We start from the raw sequence: 16,630 nt of genomic DNA on the forward strand, positions 1-16,630 counted from the left end.
TCTTCAACAAACACCCCATTCATGAGCCAGCTGTCGTTTCTCTGCATCTCAACGTATTTCAAAGGAGAAGCTTTCCTGAAAGCCTGTAAAGAAGCCGGAAATACCGTTTACCTGCTGACGTACGAGAAACTGGCCAACCATCCGTGGCCCCGCGAAGCCATTGATGAGTTTTTTTATTTGCCGTCGCAGGATAATTCGTCGCAGAACCTGGACCTCATGATCACCGGGCTGGCCCACACAATGCGGTCGCGGAAGATCGATCGGGTGGTGGCGATGGATGATTTTGACGTGGAAAAAGCGGCTCTGGTGCGCGAAACGTTCCGGATTCCGGGCATGGGACAAACCACCGCCCGGTTTTTCCGCGACAAGCTGGCCATGCGGATGCGGGCAGCCGCCGAAGGCATCCGCGTTCCGGCGTTCAGCAGCCTCTTTCACGACGAAACCGTTACCGCATTTTTGCGCAACACCGAAGCCCCCTGGCTCATCAAACCCCGATCCGAGGCTTCGGCTACCGGCATCAAAAAGGTTTATTCGCTGGACGAAGCCTGGCAGGTTATTCATTCGCTGGGCAACAGCCGACACCAGTTTCTGATTGAGCAGTTCAAGCCCGGCCGGGTTTTTCACGTCGATTCACTTTCACAGGATGGTAAAGTGCTGTTCACCCGAGCAAGCCAATACCTGGCGACGCCGATGGAGGTTGCCCACGGCGGGGGTGTTTTCCGAACGGCGGTTTTACCATTCGATTCCGACGAAGCCCGGCATTTGTACGAATTGAATGATGCAGTTTTGAAAGCGTTCCGAATGCAATCCAGCGCTTCGCATGCCGAATACATTCGGAGTGATCACGACGGCGCCTATTATTTTCTGGAAACCTCGTCGCGCGTGGGCGGGGCCAATATTGCCGAACTGGTTGAGGTATCGTCGGGCATTAATCTCTGGCGCGAGTGGGCGCGGCTGGAAAATGCTCTGGCCCGTCAGGAAACCTACCAGTTGCCCGCTGTCCAGAACCATTACGCGGGCCTGATCATCTCGCTGGCCCGCCAGCAGTGGCCCAATACCGACGGTTTTTCGGATGCCGAAATTGCGTGGCGAATGCACAAGGAGTACCACGTCGGTTTTATTGTTAAGGCCGCTGAGCGGGAACGGGTTTTGCAATTACTTGACGATTACATGCACCGGATTTACCAGGAATACCACGCGTCGGCCCCTGTTCCGGACAAACCAACGAATTAGTCATGCTGTCAAATAACAAACCTCAAGGTGCTAACCTGTTCATTCTACACAGGAAATGAGGCTTTTCCATTACTCTTCTTTGATTCATTTGACTGCGGCCAACTCCTGAAAAATACGTTCCCCTAAATCAATCAGGCTTTTTTGATCCATTGTATCATTCACCAGGATGACGACTCCCCGCTTGCTTTGGACCGAAAAGATACTGAAGCTCATGCAGCCCCAACCTTGTCCACTGTGATAAAAGTAGGTTTCCTGATTGGGAAGCCTGCCCATCCGCCAGATTAGTCCAATTCGAATGTCGTTTGAACCCTCCCAGGTTTGCTGGTGAGTGAGTGTCGTCGCCTTATTTTTTTCAGCCATCTGGAACGCTACGTACCGGAGCATATCACTTAGCGTTGAATTCAAGCCCGGCCCGCTCGTAAAATCATCACTATCTTTGGTTCGGATCAGCACCGCTTTATCCTGCCTTCCACTGGCAAACCGGGTCCAGTCCAACGCATTTAAATACAGTTTGGTATCCTGTAAGCCCATCTCTTTCTGAATGTAATCCTCCAGCAAAACAGCATAAGGCCGTTGATAAATTCGCTCTACAATCAGCGTCAGGAGCTTCACCGCTGCGTTCGAGTAGGCATATTTCGTCCCTGGTATTGTATCCACCCGGAGGTGCTGCAAGTCGTTCAAAAAAGCCTGGGCAGTGTACTTTTTCTTGTACTGGTATTTCTCATCTGCGGACAAGCTATTCCAATTGGCCGGAAGCGGGGCCAACTGTGCGGGAATCCGGGACGTATGATTGCACAGATGCAGCAGTTGGATGGGCCAGCCCTGATAACTCAAATTGGAGAAATCCAGGCTATCGGGCAGGTACTTTCGGATATCATCCTGCAACTTACATTTTCCCTCCAGCACCGCCTGGGCGGTTAAGGTAGCCGCAAAAGTTGGCAATGGAACCAATCGAATATAGCGTTGTGGAGGTTGGTGCAGACCGGCTCCCTTTTTCGATCTGGCCAAAATGGTACTCGTCGTTTTTTCCGTCATGGATAATTCCAACGGAAATGCCTACTGTGCCCTCTTTCTGCAAATAATTGAGGGCATACTTCTTAATGGTAGAATTCTGAACGGTTTGGAGAGAAGGTTTTTGCGCTTTTAAGAAACTTGAAGCCCCAATGAGCAAACAAATGCCTAGCAAAGAAGTCGCCTTAAACCGTTTCATAGAAAGTTGAAAGGAGGATTAAAGCGCAAAGACGATTGAATCTGTATTACATTACAGTCGGTTGAACGGTATGACAAATGAAAAGTTAGCTCGCCTGAAATTTATGCATCTCAATGCCAATCGACTCCATCAACTGGCTGGCGTTGAAGCTGCGGCAAACACCCGTCCGCAACTGGTAATCGAAATGCAGTTTGCCCTCGATCACATCCGAACTGAAACTATAATTATGCACAAACGGATGCGAAGCCGCCAGTTCACCCAATTCTACATCGTGGGTCGAAACAAAACCGGAAGCCGCTGTTTCGTGCAATTGCATAATCAAAGCCCGCGCGCCCCGGTGCCGATCAGCGGAGTTGGTACCTTTCAGGATTTCGTCCAGGAAATACAGCACCGGCCAATTGGACGTTTGCCGCGTGCGGTCGATGAGCGTTTTCAGGCGTTTCAACTCGGCATAGAACGACGACGTATTTTCCTCCAGCGAATCCTGCGTACGCATGCTCGTAAACACCTGCACCGGCGAACACACCAGCCGATCAGCCGCCACAACCGACCCAGCCAGCGCCAGCACGACATTGGTCCCGATTGTCCGCAGGAAGGTACTTTTCCCCGACATATTGGAGCCCGTGATCAGGATTGTCTGCCCGTTGCCGTCAATTTGCAACGAATTTGCCACACTCCGACTGCGCAGCAGCATTGGATGCCGTACCTGTTGTGCATCAAGTTGCAGCGCTTCTTCGTTGAATTCCGGAACAGCATATTCCGGATGGGCATAGGCTAAACCCGCCAGACTGTTCAGGGCTTCGGCTTCGGCCAGAGCATCGAGCCAGTCGGCCAGATGGGGGCCGTACACCCGTTTCCAGCGGTCCAGCGCCTGTAAATAATGAATATCCCAAAGAGTAAAAATCCCGATCAAGAGGAAGAAATACGGATTTCGGCGGAAATTCAGGTTTTCAACCAATTTCCCTAGTCTTCCGATAGCATCCGCAGCAGCACGGTTTTCGAACGTTAGTATCGTTTGAAGGCGGTGTAGAATAGCCGATTCAAACCGTGGATTTTCGAGGTGCTGCAATAAATCGCGGTACGTTTTCAGCGTTTGCGACATCGTATATGTCTGCTCGCTGGCATTTTTAGCCCGTTCAGCCGCTTTTCCCAATATCAAAACATGCACCAGCAACGAAGCCGTTACTGCCCAGCCCGCCAGCATCCCGTTTAGCCACAAGACCAGCAGCGCCAGCGTAATGGCCGGAAGCGCCCAACGGGCAATGGTTAAATAAACGGGCAGCGGTTCCGCAGGTTTGGTTGCCCAGTTTTTGAGTTCTTCGGGCGAATCGCCAACGGTAGGACTCAGGCAGGCCAGGGCTTCCAGTTCCTGCCGCCAGTCGAGCAACGGTTTCAGCTCAGCAACGGCCTGCTGACGCAGCAAGACCTGGCTGACAGGCACGGGGGACAGCAAGTAAGCCGCCAGTTTCCGCCCTCCTTCGCAGGTATGCGTCCGGTTCAGCAGCCGAAACAGGGAATGGTTGCCGAAAACATCCAGATCGCCCGCGTAGGGGTGGTTCGCATCGGTATACGGCAGGCCGGTTTCGGGACGCAGAAATTTTCGTTCGAGCCGGGCCGTCTCATCGCGGTTGATGAAGGCCAGCCAACGCGCCCGATCGCGTCGGCGCTGAACGGCCTGGTGACGTTTCAGCAGCACCAGAAAACCGGTAACCGCCAGTAAACCAACACCAATAGCGAGCGCGTTCTGCCCCTGGTCAATCAAAAAATAAAGCAGAAAAGCCGCCCCGACAAACCAGGCTAACCGAACAATTGCCAGCCGGTTGTAGCCCGCCCGCGCTTTTAATTCTTCCTGCAAATAATGGGTTTCACGTTCCGCAAAAATCGACTCGGACATTACGCAACGTTTTTATTACAAAGCGAACAGACGCCCTGAATCAATAGATTGGTTTCTTTTCGGCTATAGCCAGAAGGCAGGCTGACGGCCGGGATGAGGGTATTTTCCAGACAGGTTGTCTGCCCACACTGTTCGCATTTGAAATGAACATGATCATGGTGATGATCGTGGGCACAGGCTTCCCGACAGAGAGCGTATTTCAAGCCGCCTTCATCGTCCAGCACTTTGTGCAGAATCCCTTTGTCCACAAACGTTTTGAGCGTCCGGTAAATGGTTACCCGATCAAAATCATTCTTCAGGCTTTCCTCAATATCGTGGTGCGCCAGCGCATAGTTAGCGGCAAAAAATGTATCCAGTACGCCCTCCCGACAACTCGTGTGTCGTAGATGGAAGTCGTCCAGAGTCTGTTTAATAGCAGCGTTCATAAGCGTAAAAGCCGTCGAGGCATTTTAACTATCCGTTGTTTCAAACTGTAATTTAACCAGATTCGCGTACAAACCGTCTTCCAGCAGGCTCAATTCCTCGTGCGTGCCGGTTTCGCTGATTTGCCCTTCGCGAATCACGTAGATGGTATCTACTTTCCGAATGGTAGCCAGCCGGTGGGCAATAATGATGGTGGTACGGTTTTGCATCAGCTCGTCCAGTGCTTCCTGCACCAGCCGTTCCGACTCCGCATCCAGTGAGCTCGTAGCCTCATCGAGCACCAGAATAGCCGGATCTTTCAGAATGGCGCGGGCAATGGCAATCCGTTGCCGCTGACCACCCGAGAGTTTGACGCCCCTTTCGCCCACAACCGTCTGGAATTTTTCCGGAAACGATTCGATGAAATCCAGCGCGTTGGCCTTGCGGGCCGCTGCCAGCACCTCGGCTTCGGTAGCTCCGGGCTTTCCGTAGGCAATATTTTCCAGAATTGTACCGCCAAACAGAATAACTTCCTGCGGAACAACGGCAATATTCTGACGCAGATACCGAATATCAATGTTTTCAATCGGCTCGCCGTCCACCGTAATCAAACCGCTATTGACGGAATAATACCGCAACAACAGTTGTACGATGGTTGATTTTCCGGCCCCACTCTGGCCCACCAGCGCAATCTTGTGCCCCGCCGGAACCTGCAACGAGATGCCTTTCAACACGTCAACATCGGGCCGCGATGGATACGCAAAATGGATATCCCTAAACGCAACCTCACCGCGCAAGGGTGCAGGCCACGTGGCTGGCTCAGTGGCTGGCAAATCCAGTTCCGAACGCTCTTCCAAAATATCCAGAATTCGTTCCGAAGCCCCGATGGTACGTTGAATCTGGGCATACAGATCGCCCAAACCGCCGACGGCCCCGCCAATGTACATGGTGTAAATAACAAACGTAACCAGTTGCGAAAACGTCAGCTCGCCCGCCAGCATCAAATTCGCCCCGTACCAGACCACCCCAACAATACCGCCAAAAAGCGCAAAAACGATGAACGATACAAAACCGCCCCGGAAGTTGGCCACCCGAAGGGCATTCTGAACCACTTTGTCAAGCGCCGTCGAATACCGTCGAACTTCGTAGGGTTCATTCGTAAAGGCTTTTACGACACTAACCGATTGCAGGGTCTCTTCCACGACAACGTTGGCCAGCGCCAGTTCGTCCTGGGCTTTCCGCGACAGTTTCCGGATGAACTTACCGAAGAATATAGCCGCTACGATGACAACCGGCACCGTGGCCAGCATAAAGCCCGTCAGCTTCAAAGAAGTGAACGAAATCAGGGCTACACCAGCGAGTAAGGTGATGATCTGCCGGAGAAACTCGGCCAGGGTGGTCGACAAGACATCCTGCAGTTGGGTGACGTCCGACGAAATCCGGCTGGTCAGCTCGCCCACCCGCCGTTGCTCAAAGAAGAAAACCGGCAACGTGATGATTTTTTTGTAAACCGCCCGTCGCACGTCGGCCATAGCCCGTTCGCTGACTTGCGCAAACAGATAGACGCGCGCAAACGAAAACACCGACTGCACCACCAGCAAGCCAAACAGCATTAGTGTTATCTGATTCAACGAGCCAGCCGCCAGCCGGTCTTCTACAACTTTCAGAATGTCGCCCAGTAATTTCGGAAATACCATCGTCGTTGCCGACGACAGTAACAGAAAAACCAACCCAATGATGAAATACCACCGGTACGGTTTGATAAACCGGAACAATCGCAACGACTTTTGCAGCGCGTCGCGGGTCACTTTTACTTTTTTATCTTCTTCGTTCTCCTCGGAACTTCTACCTCTCTTTGCCATACTGTTTTTATGTGGGGTCGGCCAACCGCCTGCGATATTGTATTAATCCTCGTCTTTAAATCCTTTGTAACCCGACTGTTCAAAAATCTGTGGAGCGTTCTCATTGTCCATCAGCTCCTTAATATCCGGCTTTTTTTCATCGTAATACTTTCCGACAATTCGCCAGCCTAGCCAGCGGCCGATGGCGCCGGGACTTTTGTTGCTGATTTCGGCGGTAAAAGGCCGCTCAGCGAGATACCGGTTTTTGATGGCGGGGCTGACTTCAAACAGCAGTTTGGCGTCGATAAAATACGCCCAGATATTTTCCTGCACGTTGTAGGTTTGTGTGAGCTGTTGATCGGTATAGCCGATAATCAGACTATCCGGTACGTCGGGCAGCATTTCTTTCGTAAACACATAGCCTTTTCCGTAATAAATCATGTCAGCCAGCAAAGTCTGATCCTGCTGGTTGGTTTTATTAAACCGTTCAGACAGAGCCGTTATGATCGTCGGAGCGATAAACGGTTTCTGGTACCGGCGCAGAATGTACGCGGGTAAGCCTCGTGGGCGGTATTTGGCTTCCGGTCCCGCGAAATAATCCAATCCAATGATGACTAACGTATCACTAATGACCAGATCCTGCCCCATAAACCCCGACACCATCGTTACCACTCTCGGCGGTTTGAACTCCGGGAAGTTTTCACGGATCCGGTTGAAGGCTTTCGACAGTTGCCCCTGCACGTCGCCCATTGTCCCGAATTCCTTATTGATCTGCTTATACAATACGTCAAGCTCCTTATCGTTAACTCGTTTGAGCAATTCATTCACCAACGCCGTGTCCTCCCCAAAACGGGTTGTACCAAAGTAAACCTGAGCAATGGACTTATGACTGTCCAGCCACTGACGGATGGCCTCCGGCTGACGCGACGCAAACAGTTCCTGTTCCGGCCGTTCAATCGTTACCAGTTCCTCCGTTTTGGAGCAGGCGTTGAAAATGAGTATACTTACTAAACAAAAAACAACAAGCCAGATTTTCATTCTTACTAATGAGCGTTCTCTTGGAAACATACAAATTTATGAAAAAGTTGGGTTTGTTCCGGCCTTCCGGCCAGATGATTGCAGTAACCGGCCTGCTTTTATCCCTGGCGATTGGGAACGCTCACGCACAGGGGCGGGTAACGGTGCAGGAACCCCGCCAATCGGACCGGACCTCAGACGACGGCTGGGGACAGCCCGCTCCCCGAAAAAGCAAGCGTCAATCAAACGACCAACGACGTCCCAACCGCGCTACCGACCGGGTTTTTCAGCGAATTCAGGACGATGAGATTGATTATGCTCCCCCACAAAAACTAATCGAAATGAGTTTCCGGCTGGCCCCCTCGGTTACGATCAACACGGCCGAAGGCTTCGGTTCATACGCAGGATTTCGGGATAATGGAGCCGCTATGCGGATGAGTCTCGGCCCCAGCATTGATTATTTCTTTTTCAAAGATCGGTATTCATTCAGTTCTGGACTTTGGTACACGATTCACCGATCAGGGTATCGGATTCCGGGCCAGTTTGGGCAGCCGGTTTGGGATCCGGGCGCTAAAGTCCAGCAGTCGTCTTACAACTTACAATACCTACAGCTACCGGCTACCGTGAAAATGTACGCCAATAACCTGTTTCCCAACGCACGGTTTTACATCCAGACGGGCGGTTTGATCAACATCAAGCTGGCCGAAAAAGCGCTTGATCCAACACGCAACGCCCTATACCAGTTTGCGGAAGACAGCGGTAAATACAGCCGTCAGTACAGTTTCGGTAGCCTGAGCCTGCTGCTCGGCACGGGCATTCAATACCGTTTGAACCGCAGCCAGGCTCTGCTGATGGGAATCAGTTACCAGCGCGGTTTGACGGACGTGGCCCGGGCGCGGGATCTGATCTCGAAAAACCATGTAGTCTCGCTCGAACTGGGGTTGAAATTCTAACGGTTTTATAGCCGTTGAATGCCTATTTCGTATAGGTGCCCAGCGTTCCGTACAAAGCAGTGCCGCTACTAGAGGACGCTGTTATGTGGTAATGGTAAATACCCTGTGGGTAATCGGCGGTTGGGTGGCGGTGTCCATGATACGCATCCAGGCTACTGCTGGCCACGGGCTTTCCATTTTCTACAGGCCCGTAAACGGGAAAACCGTCGAGCATAAACCCTACCAGAGCTTCCTTTCCTTTATTGGTCGTCAAAAATGTGGGCTCCAGGTGATAGTGATAATCGCCCGTGGTAGTCGGGTGCCCATTGTACTGATCGAGGCCACTCTCTCCGGCTTCATGCTGACTAAAAAACGGTACACCATTCAGCGCAATTCCGCTGGGTTCTCCACCCTTCAACGTTGCTTTTGGGGAGGCTGCTTTCGGATCGATTGGTAGTTGAAATGTATAACTCACCGAATCAATCTCATTCGAACTTTGCTTCCAGGCTGGGTTCGTGCCATTGTACGCTTCGTATTGTGCGGTGGCCCATTTTGTATGCTGAAAGTAAGGACTTTTATGATCCGGAAGACCCTTGGTTTTAATCACAACGTAGTTTCCAGACCGCGTCACGCTGCTGGCTCCGTAAATTTTCCGATACACTTCTGGCACGGCGGTTACAAATACTTCGGCTTCCGGGTCAGGATCGTTTAGGCAGGAAATCATGAGCAGGCCGGACGCCAAAAGGCTTAAAGCGGCAACAAAAACGGTTACGGTTCTGGGTTTCATATGTGGCGGAGGGTATACGTTTATTTAGACGACCCTAGTCCGAAAAATCACACGTTACATCCAGAAAATTTGAAAAATCCGGCGTCAGCATCAGTAAAAGGTCAATTGTAAGCGCTATCTAATGACGCCAGCTTCACAGATTGTAAATCCCCAAAGTCGTCGGAACCGATCAAATATGCACGGTGGTGTATCGATTCAGCTGATATAGCCCATGTCTTTCAGGTTCTCCGCAGGTGAGTTCAATAGCTGCGTACGACCACCTGTGTGGAGATAATAGACGGTGTCGCTCAGGGCCAGTACCGATGTATACAGGTGATCGGACAGAAGAATTGCTTTACGCCGGGCTTCGTGTTGGATGGTTTGCTGCACTTGCTCCAGCTGAACTGGCATCAGATGCGAAAACGGTTCATCGAGCAAGACAAAAGTTGTATCGGATTTGAGAATCAGCAGAATTTCGGCCAGTCGCTTTTCGCCACCCGACAACTCGCCCATTTTATGTTTCCTGAACTGGTAAAGTAAGGGATAGGCTTCGGAAATCTCGTCTATACTTACCCCGTACCACGCAAAAGCCGCCTGAATAGTTAAGCCAGCTGGCACAAACGGGCGTTGGGGCAAATACCGGATCAAAGTTGGTTGCTGGTACGGTTTTTCAACGTACCGCCCATCAATCCGGATCGACTGACTTTCGGTGGGCATCAACCCCATCATGCTTTGCAACAAACAGGATTTTCCGCAGCCATTCCGGCCCAGCAAACCCGTCACCTGCCCCACCTGCAACCGAATGTAGACACTCTGGAGGATTTTCCGACCGCCGAATTGAAGCCAAATGCTGTCGGCTTCCAGCTGTGCAGGCCTGCCATTCATAGCCTCAACTGATAAGTGATACCAATTAGCAATAAAGCAATCAGTAGATCCAACGTAAAAGCTCCGCCGAACAATACGGTTCTGGATAAACCCAGATTATGGTAAAAGCAGAACTGATTTCGCTGATGCTGCTGTACAATGTACCAGACACCTACCTCGGAAAGTAGCTTAAACCAGAGGAAGTACACCAGAAAAAGCAAAAAATAGCCATTTAGCCGTTCAATACTGACAATCAGTAAGCCCAGAGTCACCATATTGGTAAACAACCAGAATGTCCGGTAGAAAAAGAAAATGGCTCTGAACTTTCGGAGTATCATACGCTTTTTTAGCAAGCTAACGTAAGTCCAATTTCAAAGGAAATTATTAACATTTTTTATAAATTCGCTCTCCGAACTTCAATCAACAACCGATGAAACGCAGCCTCTTTACGCTCCTTTTTTCAATAATGGTCTTCTTTGTACATGCCCAGACCATTTACAAAGAGTTTGAAGTTGATTCCGTAGCCCACCCTATCGGCGGTTTACCGTTGCTGGAAAAGTTTGTTGATGTGAACCGGCGTATGCCGTATGCTGCCGAAGTAAATCGTACCAAAGGAGCGGTTATTTTATCCGCCGTGGTAGAACCCAACGGCAAAATTTCGGAGGTAAACCTACTGCGCAAACTCCAACCCGACTGTGACCGCGAAGCCGTTCGTGTTCTGCGTTTGTTTAATGCCTGGATACCCGCCCAAAAAGACGGAAAAACCGTTCGGCAACAGATTACGTATACAGTACGGTTTGTGCCCAATGGCCTGGATTGCCGACCGGGCCAAATTATTCGGTATTACAATGACAAAGGCGAGTTTACCGACGACTCCACCAAGGCGGCTTTCAGACTTGTTTCTCCGGTAGATACATTGGGCTATCCTACCGAAGGGCCCATCGTGTATCGAAAAAACGGAAAAAGCTGGAAAGAATTTAGCCACTACCGTTTCCAAAAGGAGTCCTTCATGCATTACAATCATGACGACCCCGCTCTGCCCGATTCGATCAGTGCGTACCGGCTTCAAATTTTCGATGAGCTCGGCAGTAATCAGCAAGTTCACTACTCATTTTTAGCGGATGGCACCCTGTTATCTAGTGAGCCTTATGAAGACGGGAAACGGTCACGTACTTCGTATTACTACTATCGGAATGGGGTCGTAAAGAGTTTGGAAGAGTCGGATACTGAAAAGAAAACGCGGGAATGGCGCTGGTACCCCACCGGACAGCTTCATCAGGTTGGTGTTCGTGACATGAACGGTGTAGCCCTTTTCCGCTATGAGCTTCAACAGGTAAGCCAGTGGGATTCGACGGGTAAACCAACCGTTGTCAATGGAACCGGGCAGGCAACTTTTACCTCCCTCAATAATAGGAAACTGTTGCGGGAAAGCGGAATGTTGGAGAATAGCCAGAAAAATGGCGACTGGGTCGGGCGGTTAAAAAATGATCAATTGGTTTATCGGGAAACTTACGACAACGGCAAGTTGATCTCCGGAAAATTATACGACGAAAAAGGGAACGTATCGACCTACAACGAACTCGAGAAGCAGCCGGAGTTTAAAGGTGGAATGGCCGGATTAGGGCGTTTTCTATCCAGTACCCTGCGGTATCCGGTAGAAGCACAACAGAAAAAAGTACAAGGCCGGGTGTTGGTGACCTTTACTATCGATGCCGATGGGCACGTCAGCGATGTGAAAGTAATACGCGGGATTGGATACGGAGCCGATGAGGAAGCCATGCGGGTTGTTAAAGCCACCGATGGTAAGTGGACGCCGGGTATCCAGCGCGGCCGAAAAGTTAACGTACGGTATACGATGCCCCTGAATTTCGCCCTGCAATAAGATAACCCGGCTTTTATCAAAACCCGTTTTAATTACTTCTGTACCCCCAGAAAGCTCAAGGCACCTTCATGCAGCGAAATCTGAATGTTCCGAGCTTTCTTGGACTTGACCAACTGATCGTCCAGGTGTAATTCAGCCCCTTCCCATTTCATCCGGATCGAGCGCCCTTTCAGGATGGTTCCCCAATAATCACCCTCGACGCCCTGGAGACGGTTTTGCACATAGGTTGCCAGAACGTCACGTTGATTTTCTGCCACTAAGACCACTTCAAACTGACCATCGCCCGGGTCGGCGGCAGGATCCAACACCAACTTAGGGCCAATGGAACGAATATTCATCACTTCTACCAGCAGGTAATCTCCCGAATAATCAACCCCGTCTATTTCGATCTGGCAATGACGGGTTTTGTAAGATTGGATAATCTCTGCCAGCACTTCCAAAGCGGTTTTTAACCTATCTTCCGGCGAATCATCCGATTTTTCTTCCCGCTTGTCCATTTCTTTCATCAGCTTCGGAAAAACGCCGTACCCAATTCCTTCCAGGAAAAAGTGATGCTTGGACAACCCCTCTACCAGGCCCACGTCAAAACGCTTCCGCTCGCCTTTTTTCCAGCTCTTCACAATCGGCAAGGGATCATCAACCGGAATATGGAGTGCACCGGCGATGTTGTTCGCCGTTCCGTTGGGCAATAAAGCGATCGGATACGGTTTTTCGATCAGTTTCCGGTTTAACAGGTGTTTGGCGACCCGCCGAACGGTGCCGTCCCCGCCAGCCACGACCAAAAAATCGACATCCGTTTTTAATTCTTTCCAGTCGCTTTTTTTCGTGGATGCATACCGGCAGACAAATCCTTCCGATTCAATTAGCGCCATGAGTTCCTTCTTGGAATGTTCCTCATCACCAGCGCCGGGGTTGTGTAAGAGCTGAGCAATTTTCATAAAGTCCGTTATAACGATATATTAAACATCATTGGCGTTTTTCTGTTGGAATATTTGTACAAAATGACAATACCATGAGAATATTAATCACCAACGATGACGGTATTTACAGCCCGGGTATTGCGGCTCTGGCTCGCATAGCTTCCCGTTTCGGCGAAGTACGCGTTGTAGCGCCCGATGTTGAGCAGTCTTCCATGGGTCACGCGGTAACCCATTCACGCCCACTTTCATACAAACCCTCCCCGATCAAGTTTGAAGGCATTGAAGCCTACCGTGTTAATGGTACGCCCGCCGATTGCGTGGCGCTGGGAAGTCACATTGGCGGACAAACGGATGTGGTCTTATCGGGCATCAACATGGGACCAAATCTGGGCAATTCCATGTGGCATTCGGGTACACTGGCGGCTGCCAAACAAGCGGTTTTGCTGGGCATCAAAGGCATTGCCCTCAGCACCCCAGTCGGTAAAACCGAACCCGACTTCAAAGCGCTGGAGCCGTACGTGGAGAAAACCTTGGAACTGCTGTTGAAAGATACTGAATTGTCACTTTACAACGTCAATTTTCCTCCCAATCCTACCGACATCAAGTGGACACGTCAGTCGGTTCGGTTATACGATGGAACAATTGTACCGGGAATGGACCCATTGGGTCGTAAACACTATTGGTTTACGGTAACACCCCTGGAACCGGCCGAAGAAGGAACGGACCGCTGGGCTGTTGATCAGGGGTACGTTTCAATTACACCTTTGAGACTCGATCTGACCGATGAACAGGCGCTCAACAAAGCTCTGAAAGAACAACCTATTACGGTATAACCAAAAAGTAAAGCCCCTTCCGTCACCAGAAGGGGCTTTATTTTTTAATTCAATAGCCTGGCTAAATGGTTTCAAAACCGCAGTAGGGCACCAGTACTTGCGGAATCCGGATGCCATCCGGTGTCTGGTTGTTTTCCAGAATGGCGGCCAGAATTCGCGGCAACGCCAGCGCCGAACCGTTCAAGGTATGCAGCAACTGCGTCTTTGCCGGTCCGCCGTCGCGATCAGCCCGGTACCGGAGTTTCAACCGATTGGATTGATAGGTCTCGAAGTTAGAAACTGAGCTTACTTCCAGCCAGCGCTGTTGGGCCGCCGACCAAACTTCCATATCATACGTCAACGCTGACGCGAAACCCATGTCACCTCCGCAAAGCCGCAAAACCCGGTAGGGCAATTCCAGCTTTTGCAACAGACTTTGCACATACTGGCTCATTTCCTCCAGTGCCTGGTAGGATTCTTCCGGTTTGCGAATCTGCACAATCTCAACCTTGTCAAACTGATGCAGCCGGTTAAGTCCCCGGACGTGTGCGCCCCAGGAACCCGCTTCGCGCCGGAAACAAGGCGTATGCCCCACGTTTTTGATCGGCAATTGGTCTTCAGATACAATCACGTCGCGATACAGGTTCGTGATGGGTACTTCGGCCGTTGGAATCAGGTACAGTTTATCTTCCGTTACGTAGTACATCTGCCCTTCTTTGTCGGGCAACTGACCCGTTCCAAACCCCGAATCTTCGTTGATCAGAATGGGCGGCTGAATTTCGAAATAGCCTGCCTTAAGGGCTTCATCGAGGAAAAAGTTAATCATCGCTCGCTGAATGCGGGCACCTTTGCCCCGATAAACCGGAAAACCGGCTCCCGAAATTTTGTTGCCCAGATCGAAATCGATGATACCGTACTTTTTGATCAGTTCCCAGTGCGGCAAAGTACCTTCCGCCAGCGTCGGAATATCCCCGTGTTGCAACACCACTTCGTTGTCTTCTGCATTACGACCTTCCGGAACACTACTGTGGGGCAGGTTAGGAAGCGTAACCATGACGTTCTGCAATTGTTGCTCGGTAAATTTCAGGCTTTCCTCCAGTTCTTTCGAACGCGTTTTCAGCTCAGCGGTTTCAGATTTGGCCGCTTCGGCTTCGGCTTTCTGGCCAGCCTTCATGAAAGCCCCAATTTCCTTGGCCTTCGCGTTGGAGCGAGCCAGCACGTCATCCAATTCTTTTTGGGTATCGCGCCGTACTTGATCCAGCGCCAGCACCTGCTCAACGATGGCTTCTGCGTTGGCAAACCGTTTCTTGTTCAGGCCTGCCAGCGTGGCTTCTTTATTTTCGCGGATGAAAGGGAGTAAAAGCATGGTTAATCGGATAATAACTGCGGTTGAGCAGCGATAAGTATTTCTAGTTGAAACCCTGGCAGGTTCTAAAAACCTGCCAGAGCTCTGCATCTTTTTAAGCTTCTGTTAAATTGAACAACCCCTCATTCAGCGCATTCAACGCTTCGGCCTTGTAACGGCCGTGCATCAGCAATGAAATATTGTGTTCAGTTCCGCCGTACGAAATCATCCGGATCGGGATGCCTTCCAATGCTTTCAAAACCTGCAAAGCTATACCGGCATGGTCGGCGCTGAAGTTACCGACAATACAGACAATCGTCTGGTCATAATCCGGCTCTTCCAGATCGCAGAAGGTCCGCAGTTCGGCCATCAGTTCGGTCAGGTTATCCGTTTTGTCGATGGTGACCGAAACCGATACTTCCGACGTTGCAATCAGATCAACCGGGGTTTTATATTTTTCAAACACTTCGAAAATCCGACGCAGAAAACCGTACGCGTTCAGCATCCGCAGTGAGTGAATATACAGGGCCGTAATACCATCTTTGGCCGCCACGGCTTTAAACACCTGGTCGGAGGTTTTGCTGGCAATCAGCGTCCCTTCGGCCTGCGGGTCCATCGTATTTTTCAGGCGCACCGGTACGCCAAACATTTTGGCGGGTGTGATGGTAGACGGGTGCAGTATTTTGGCTCCGAAATACGCTAGCTCCGCAGCTTCCTCAAACGTCAACGCCCGAATCGGGAAGGTGTTCTTCACAATCCGCGGGTCGTTATTGTGCATTCCGTCAATGTCGGTCCAGATCTGAATTTCGTCGGCCCGGATGGCACCGCCAATCAGCGAAGCTGTATAATCAGAACCACCCCGTTTCAGGTTATCGACTTCTCCGCGCGGATTACGACAAATAAAGCCCTGAGTAACAATTATTCTCTTATCACCGTGCGCCCGCAGCAACTCCCGCAGTTTACGCTCCGTAAAATCCAGCTCCGGTTCGCCGTCGGCATCGACCCGCATAAATTCCAGCGCTGGCAGCAGAATAGACTCCTGTTCGGTTTCTTCCAGATAAGCCTGAAACATCTGGGTGCTCAGCAATTCGCCTTCAGCCACCAGCTCCTTTTCCTGTTTCAGGGTAAACGGCCGGATGCGAGTCAACGATCGGATAAACGAAAATTCGTTTTCAATGATCTTCTGGCCTTTGGTCAACCCATCCGATGTTTTGTACAGCTCCCGCACGAATGTATCATAGTGCGCTTTTAGGTGCTCGATTTTTTCGGCGGCTTCCTCGGGCTGATCCAGCTTCAGCGATTCCGCAATGGACAGGAGCGCGTTGGTGGTGCCGGACAGGGCCGACAGGACGATGATTTTCTGCTGATCATCGGAGGTAATCAGGCTGCGGATCGAATGCATCCGTTCGGGCTTGCCAACAGACGTTCCGCCAAATTTCCAGACTTGCATGGGATTAATGAGTAAATGAGTAAATGACCGGGCCGCCGGAGCGGTGAATGGGCGAACAGTTT

At 50.9% G+C, this 16,630-nt stretch carries 15 protein-coding genes; 4 read left to right on the forward strand and 11 right to left on the reverse strand.

Features of this window, described 5'->3' with window-relative positions; translation table 11 throughout:
- Window positions 1–21: 21 nt before the first annotated feature.
- The gene (locus ACYVH9_RS19295) at window positions 22–1,233 is read left to right on the forward strand and encodes an ATP-grasp domain-containing protein (RefSeq protein ID WP_460638016.1); all 1,212 of its coding nucleotides are present in this window, start codon (window positions 22–24) and stop codon (window positions 1,231–1,233) included.
- A gap of 84 nt (window positions 1,234–1,317) precedes the next feature.
- On the opposite strand, the gene ACYVH9_RS19300 is transcribed toward ACYVH9_RS19295, so the two are convergent.
- The 5 genes from ACYVH9_RS19300 to gldB all read right to left on the reverse strand — a co-directional run bounded on the left by ACYVH9_RS19300 (window position 1,318) and on the right by gldB (window position 7,618).
- The gene (locus ACYVH9_RS19300; RefSeq protein ID WP_460638017.1) at window positions 1,318–2,268 is read right to left on the reverse strand and encodes a serine hydrolase domain-containing protein; all 951 of its coding nucleotides are present in this window, start codon (window positions 2,266–2,268) and stop codon (window positions 1,318–1,320) included.
- 260 nt (window positions 2,269–2,528) lie between these two features.
- Window positions 2,529–4,337 carry a MutS-related protein gene (locus ACYVH9_RS19305; RefSeq protein ID WP_460638018.1) on the reverse strand — a complete coding sequence of 603 codons (1,809 nt, stop codon included), beginning with the start codon at window positions 4,335–4,337 and terminating at the stop codon, window positions 2,529–2,531.
- Window positions 4,337–4,762, reverse strand: a complete 426-nt coding sequence (locus ACYVH9_RS19310; RefSeq protein WP_460638019.1) for a Fur family transcriptional regulator — start codon at window positions 4,760–4,762, stop codon at window positions 4,337–4,339. Before ACYVH9_RS19310 ends, ACYVH9_RS19305 begins: the two co-directional genes overlap by 1 nt.
- 24 nt (window positions 4,763–4,786) lie before the next feature.
- Window positions 4,787–6,601: an ABC transporter ATP-binding protein gene (locus tag ACYVH9_RS19315; protein WP_460638020.1), complete on the reverse strand. Its 1,815-nt coding sequence runs from the start codon at window positions 6,599–6,601 to the stop codon at window positions 4,787–4,789.
- Window positions 6,602–6,643: 42 nt separating this feature from the next.
- Entirely contained in the window at window positions 6,644–7,618 is a 975-nt protein-coding gene (gene gldB, locus ACYVH9_RS19320) for a gliding motility lipoprotein GldB (RefSeq protein ID WP_460638021.1), read from the reverse strand.
- Between the two features lie 38 nt (window positions 7,619–7,656).
- On the opposite strand from gldB, the gene ACYVH9_RS19325 reads away from it, so the two are divergent.
- On the forward strand, window positions 7,657–8,550 hold the full coding sequence (locus ACYVH9_RS19325) for an outer membrane beta-barrel protein (RefSeq protein ID WP_460638022.1): 894 nt from the start codon (window positions 7,657–7,659) through the stop codon (window positions 8,548–8,550).
- A gap of 22 nt (window positions 8,551–8,572) precedes the next feature.
- Here the strand turns inward: ACYVH9_RS19325 and ACYVH9_RS19330 are convergent, their stop codons facing one another.
- From ACYVH9_RS19330 to ACYVH9_RS19340, 3 genes are all read right to left on the reverse strand, one after another.
- On the reverse strand, window positions 8,573–9,316 hold the full coding sequence (locus ACYVH9_RS19330; RefSeq protein WP_460638023.1) for a YHYH protein: 744 nt from the start codon (window positions 9,314–9,316) through the stop codon (window positions 8,573–8,575).
- Between the two features lie 195 nt (window positions 9,317–9,511).
- Window positions 9,512–10,180, reverse strand: coding sequence for an ATP-binding cassette domain-containing protein (locus ACYVH9_RS19335; protein ID WP_460638024.1), 669 nt, complete (start codon window positions 10,178–10,180; stop codon window positions 9,512–9,514).
- The gene (locus tag ACYVH9_RS19340; protein ID WP_460638025.1) at window positions 10,177–10,497 is read right to left on the reverse strand and encodes a hypothetical protein; all 321 of its coding nucleotides are present in this window, start codon (window positions 10,495–10,497) and stop codon (window positions 10,177–10,179) included. Before ACYVH9_RS19340 ends, ACYVH9_RS19335 begins: the two co-directional genes overlap by 4 nt.
- A 92-nt stretch (window positions 10,498–10,589) precedes the next feature.
- Here ACYVH9_RS19340 and ACYVH9_RS19345 point away from each other — a divergent pair, with 92 nt between their 5' ends.
- The gene (locus ACYVH9_RS19345) at window positions 10,590–12,041 is read left to right on the forward strand and encodes a TonB family protein (RefSeq protein ID WP_460638026.1); all 1,452 of its coding nucleotides are present in this window, start codon (window positions 10,590–10,592) and stop codon (window positions 12,039–12,041) included.
- A gap of 32 nt (window positions 12,042–12,073) precedes the next feature.
- Here the strand turns inward: ACYVH9_RS19345 and ACYVH9_RS19350 are convergent, their stop codons facing one another.
- Entirely contained in the window at window positions 12,074–12,979 is a 906-nt protein-coding gene (locus tag ACYVH9_RS19350) for a diacylglycerol/lipid kinase family protein (RefSeq protein ID WP_460638027.1), read from the reverse strand.
- 74 nt (window positions 12,980–13,053) lie between these two features.
- Here ACYVH9_RS19350 and surE point away from each other — a divergent pair, with 74 nt between their 5' ends.
- Window positions 13,054–13,794, forward strand: coding sequence for a 5'/3'-nucleotidase SurE (surE, locus tag ACYVH9_RS19355; RefSeq protein ID WP_460638028.1), 741 nt, complete (start codon window positions 13,054–13,056; stop codon window positions 13,792–13,794).
- A gap of 61 nt (window positions 13,795–13,855) precedes the next feature.
- On the opposite strand, the gene serS is transcribed toward surE, so the two are convergent.
- Both serS and ACYVH9_RS19365 read right to left on the reverse strand, forming a co-directional pair.
- A complete protein-coding gene (serS, locus tag ACYVH9_RS19360) occupies window positions 13,856–15,139 on the reverse strand; it encodes a serine--tRNA ligase (RefSeq protein WP_460638029.1) in 1,284 nt (427 codons plus the stop codon).
- Window positions 15,140–15,233: 94 nt separating this feature from the next.
- Complete coding sequence (locus ACYVH9_RS19365) at window positions 15,234–16,568, reverse strand: aspartate kinase (RefSeq protein WP_460638030.1); 1,335 nt, start codon at window positions 16,566–16,568, stop codon at window positions 15,234–15,236.
- Window positions 16,569–16,630 lie beyond the last annotated feature (62 nt).

It is taken from the genome of Larkinella harenae, assembly GCF_054780515.1.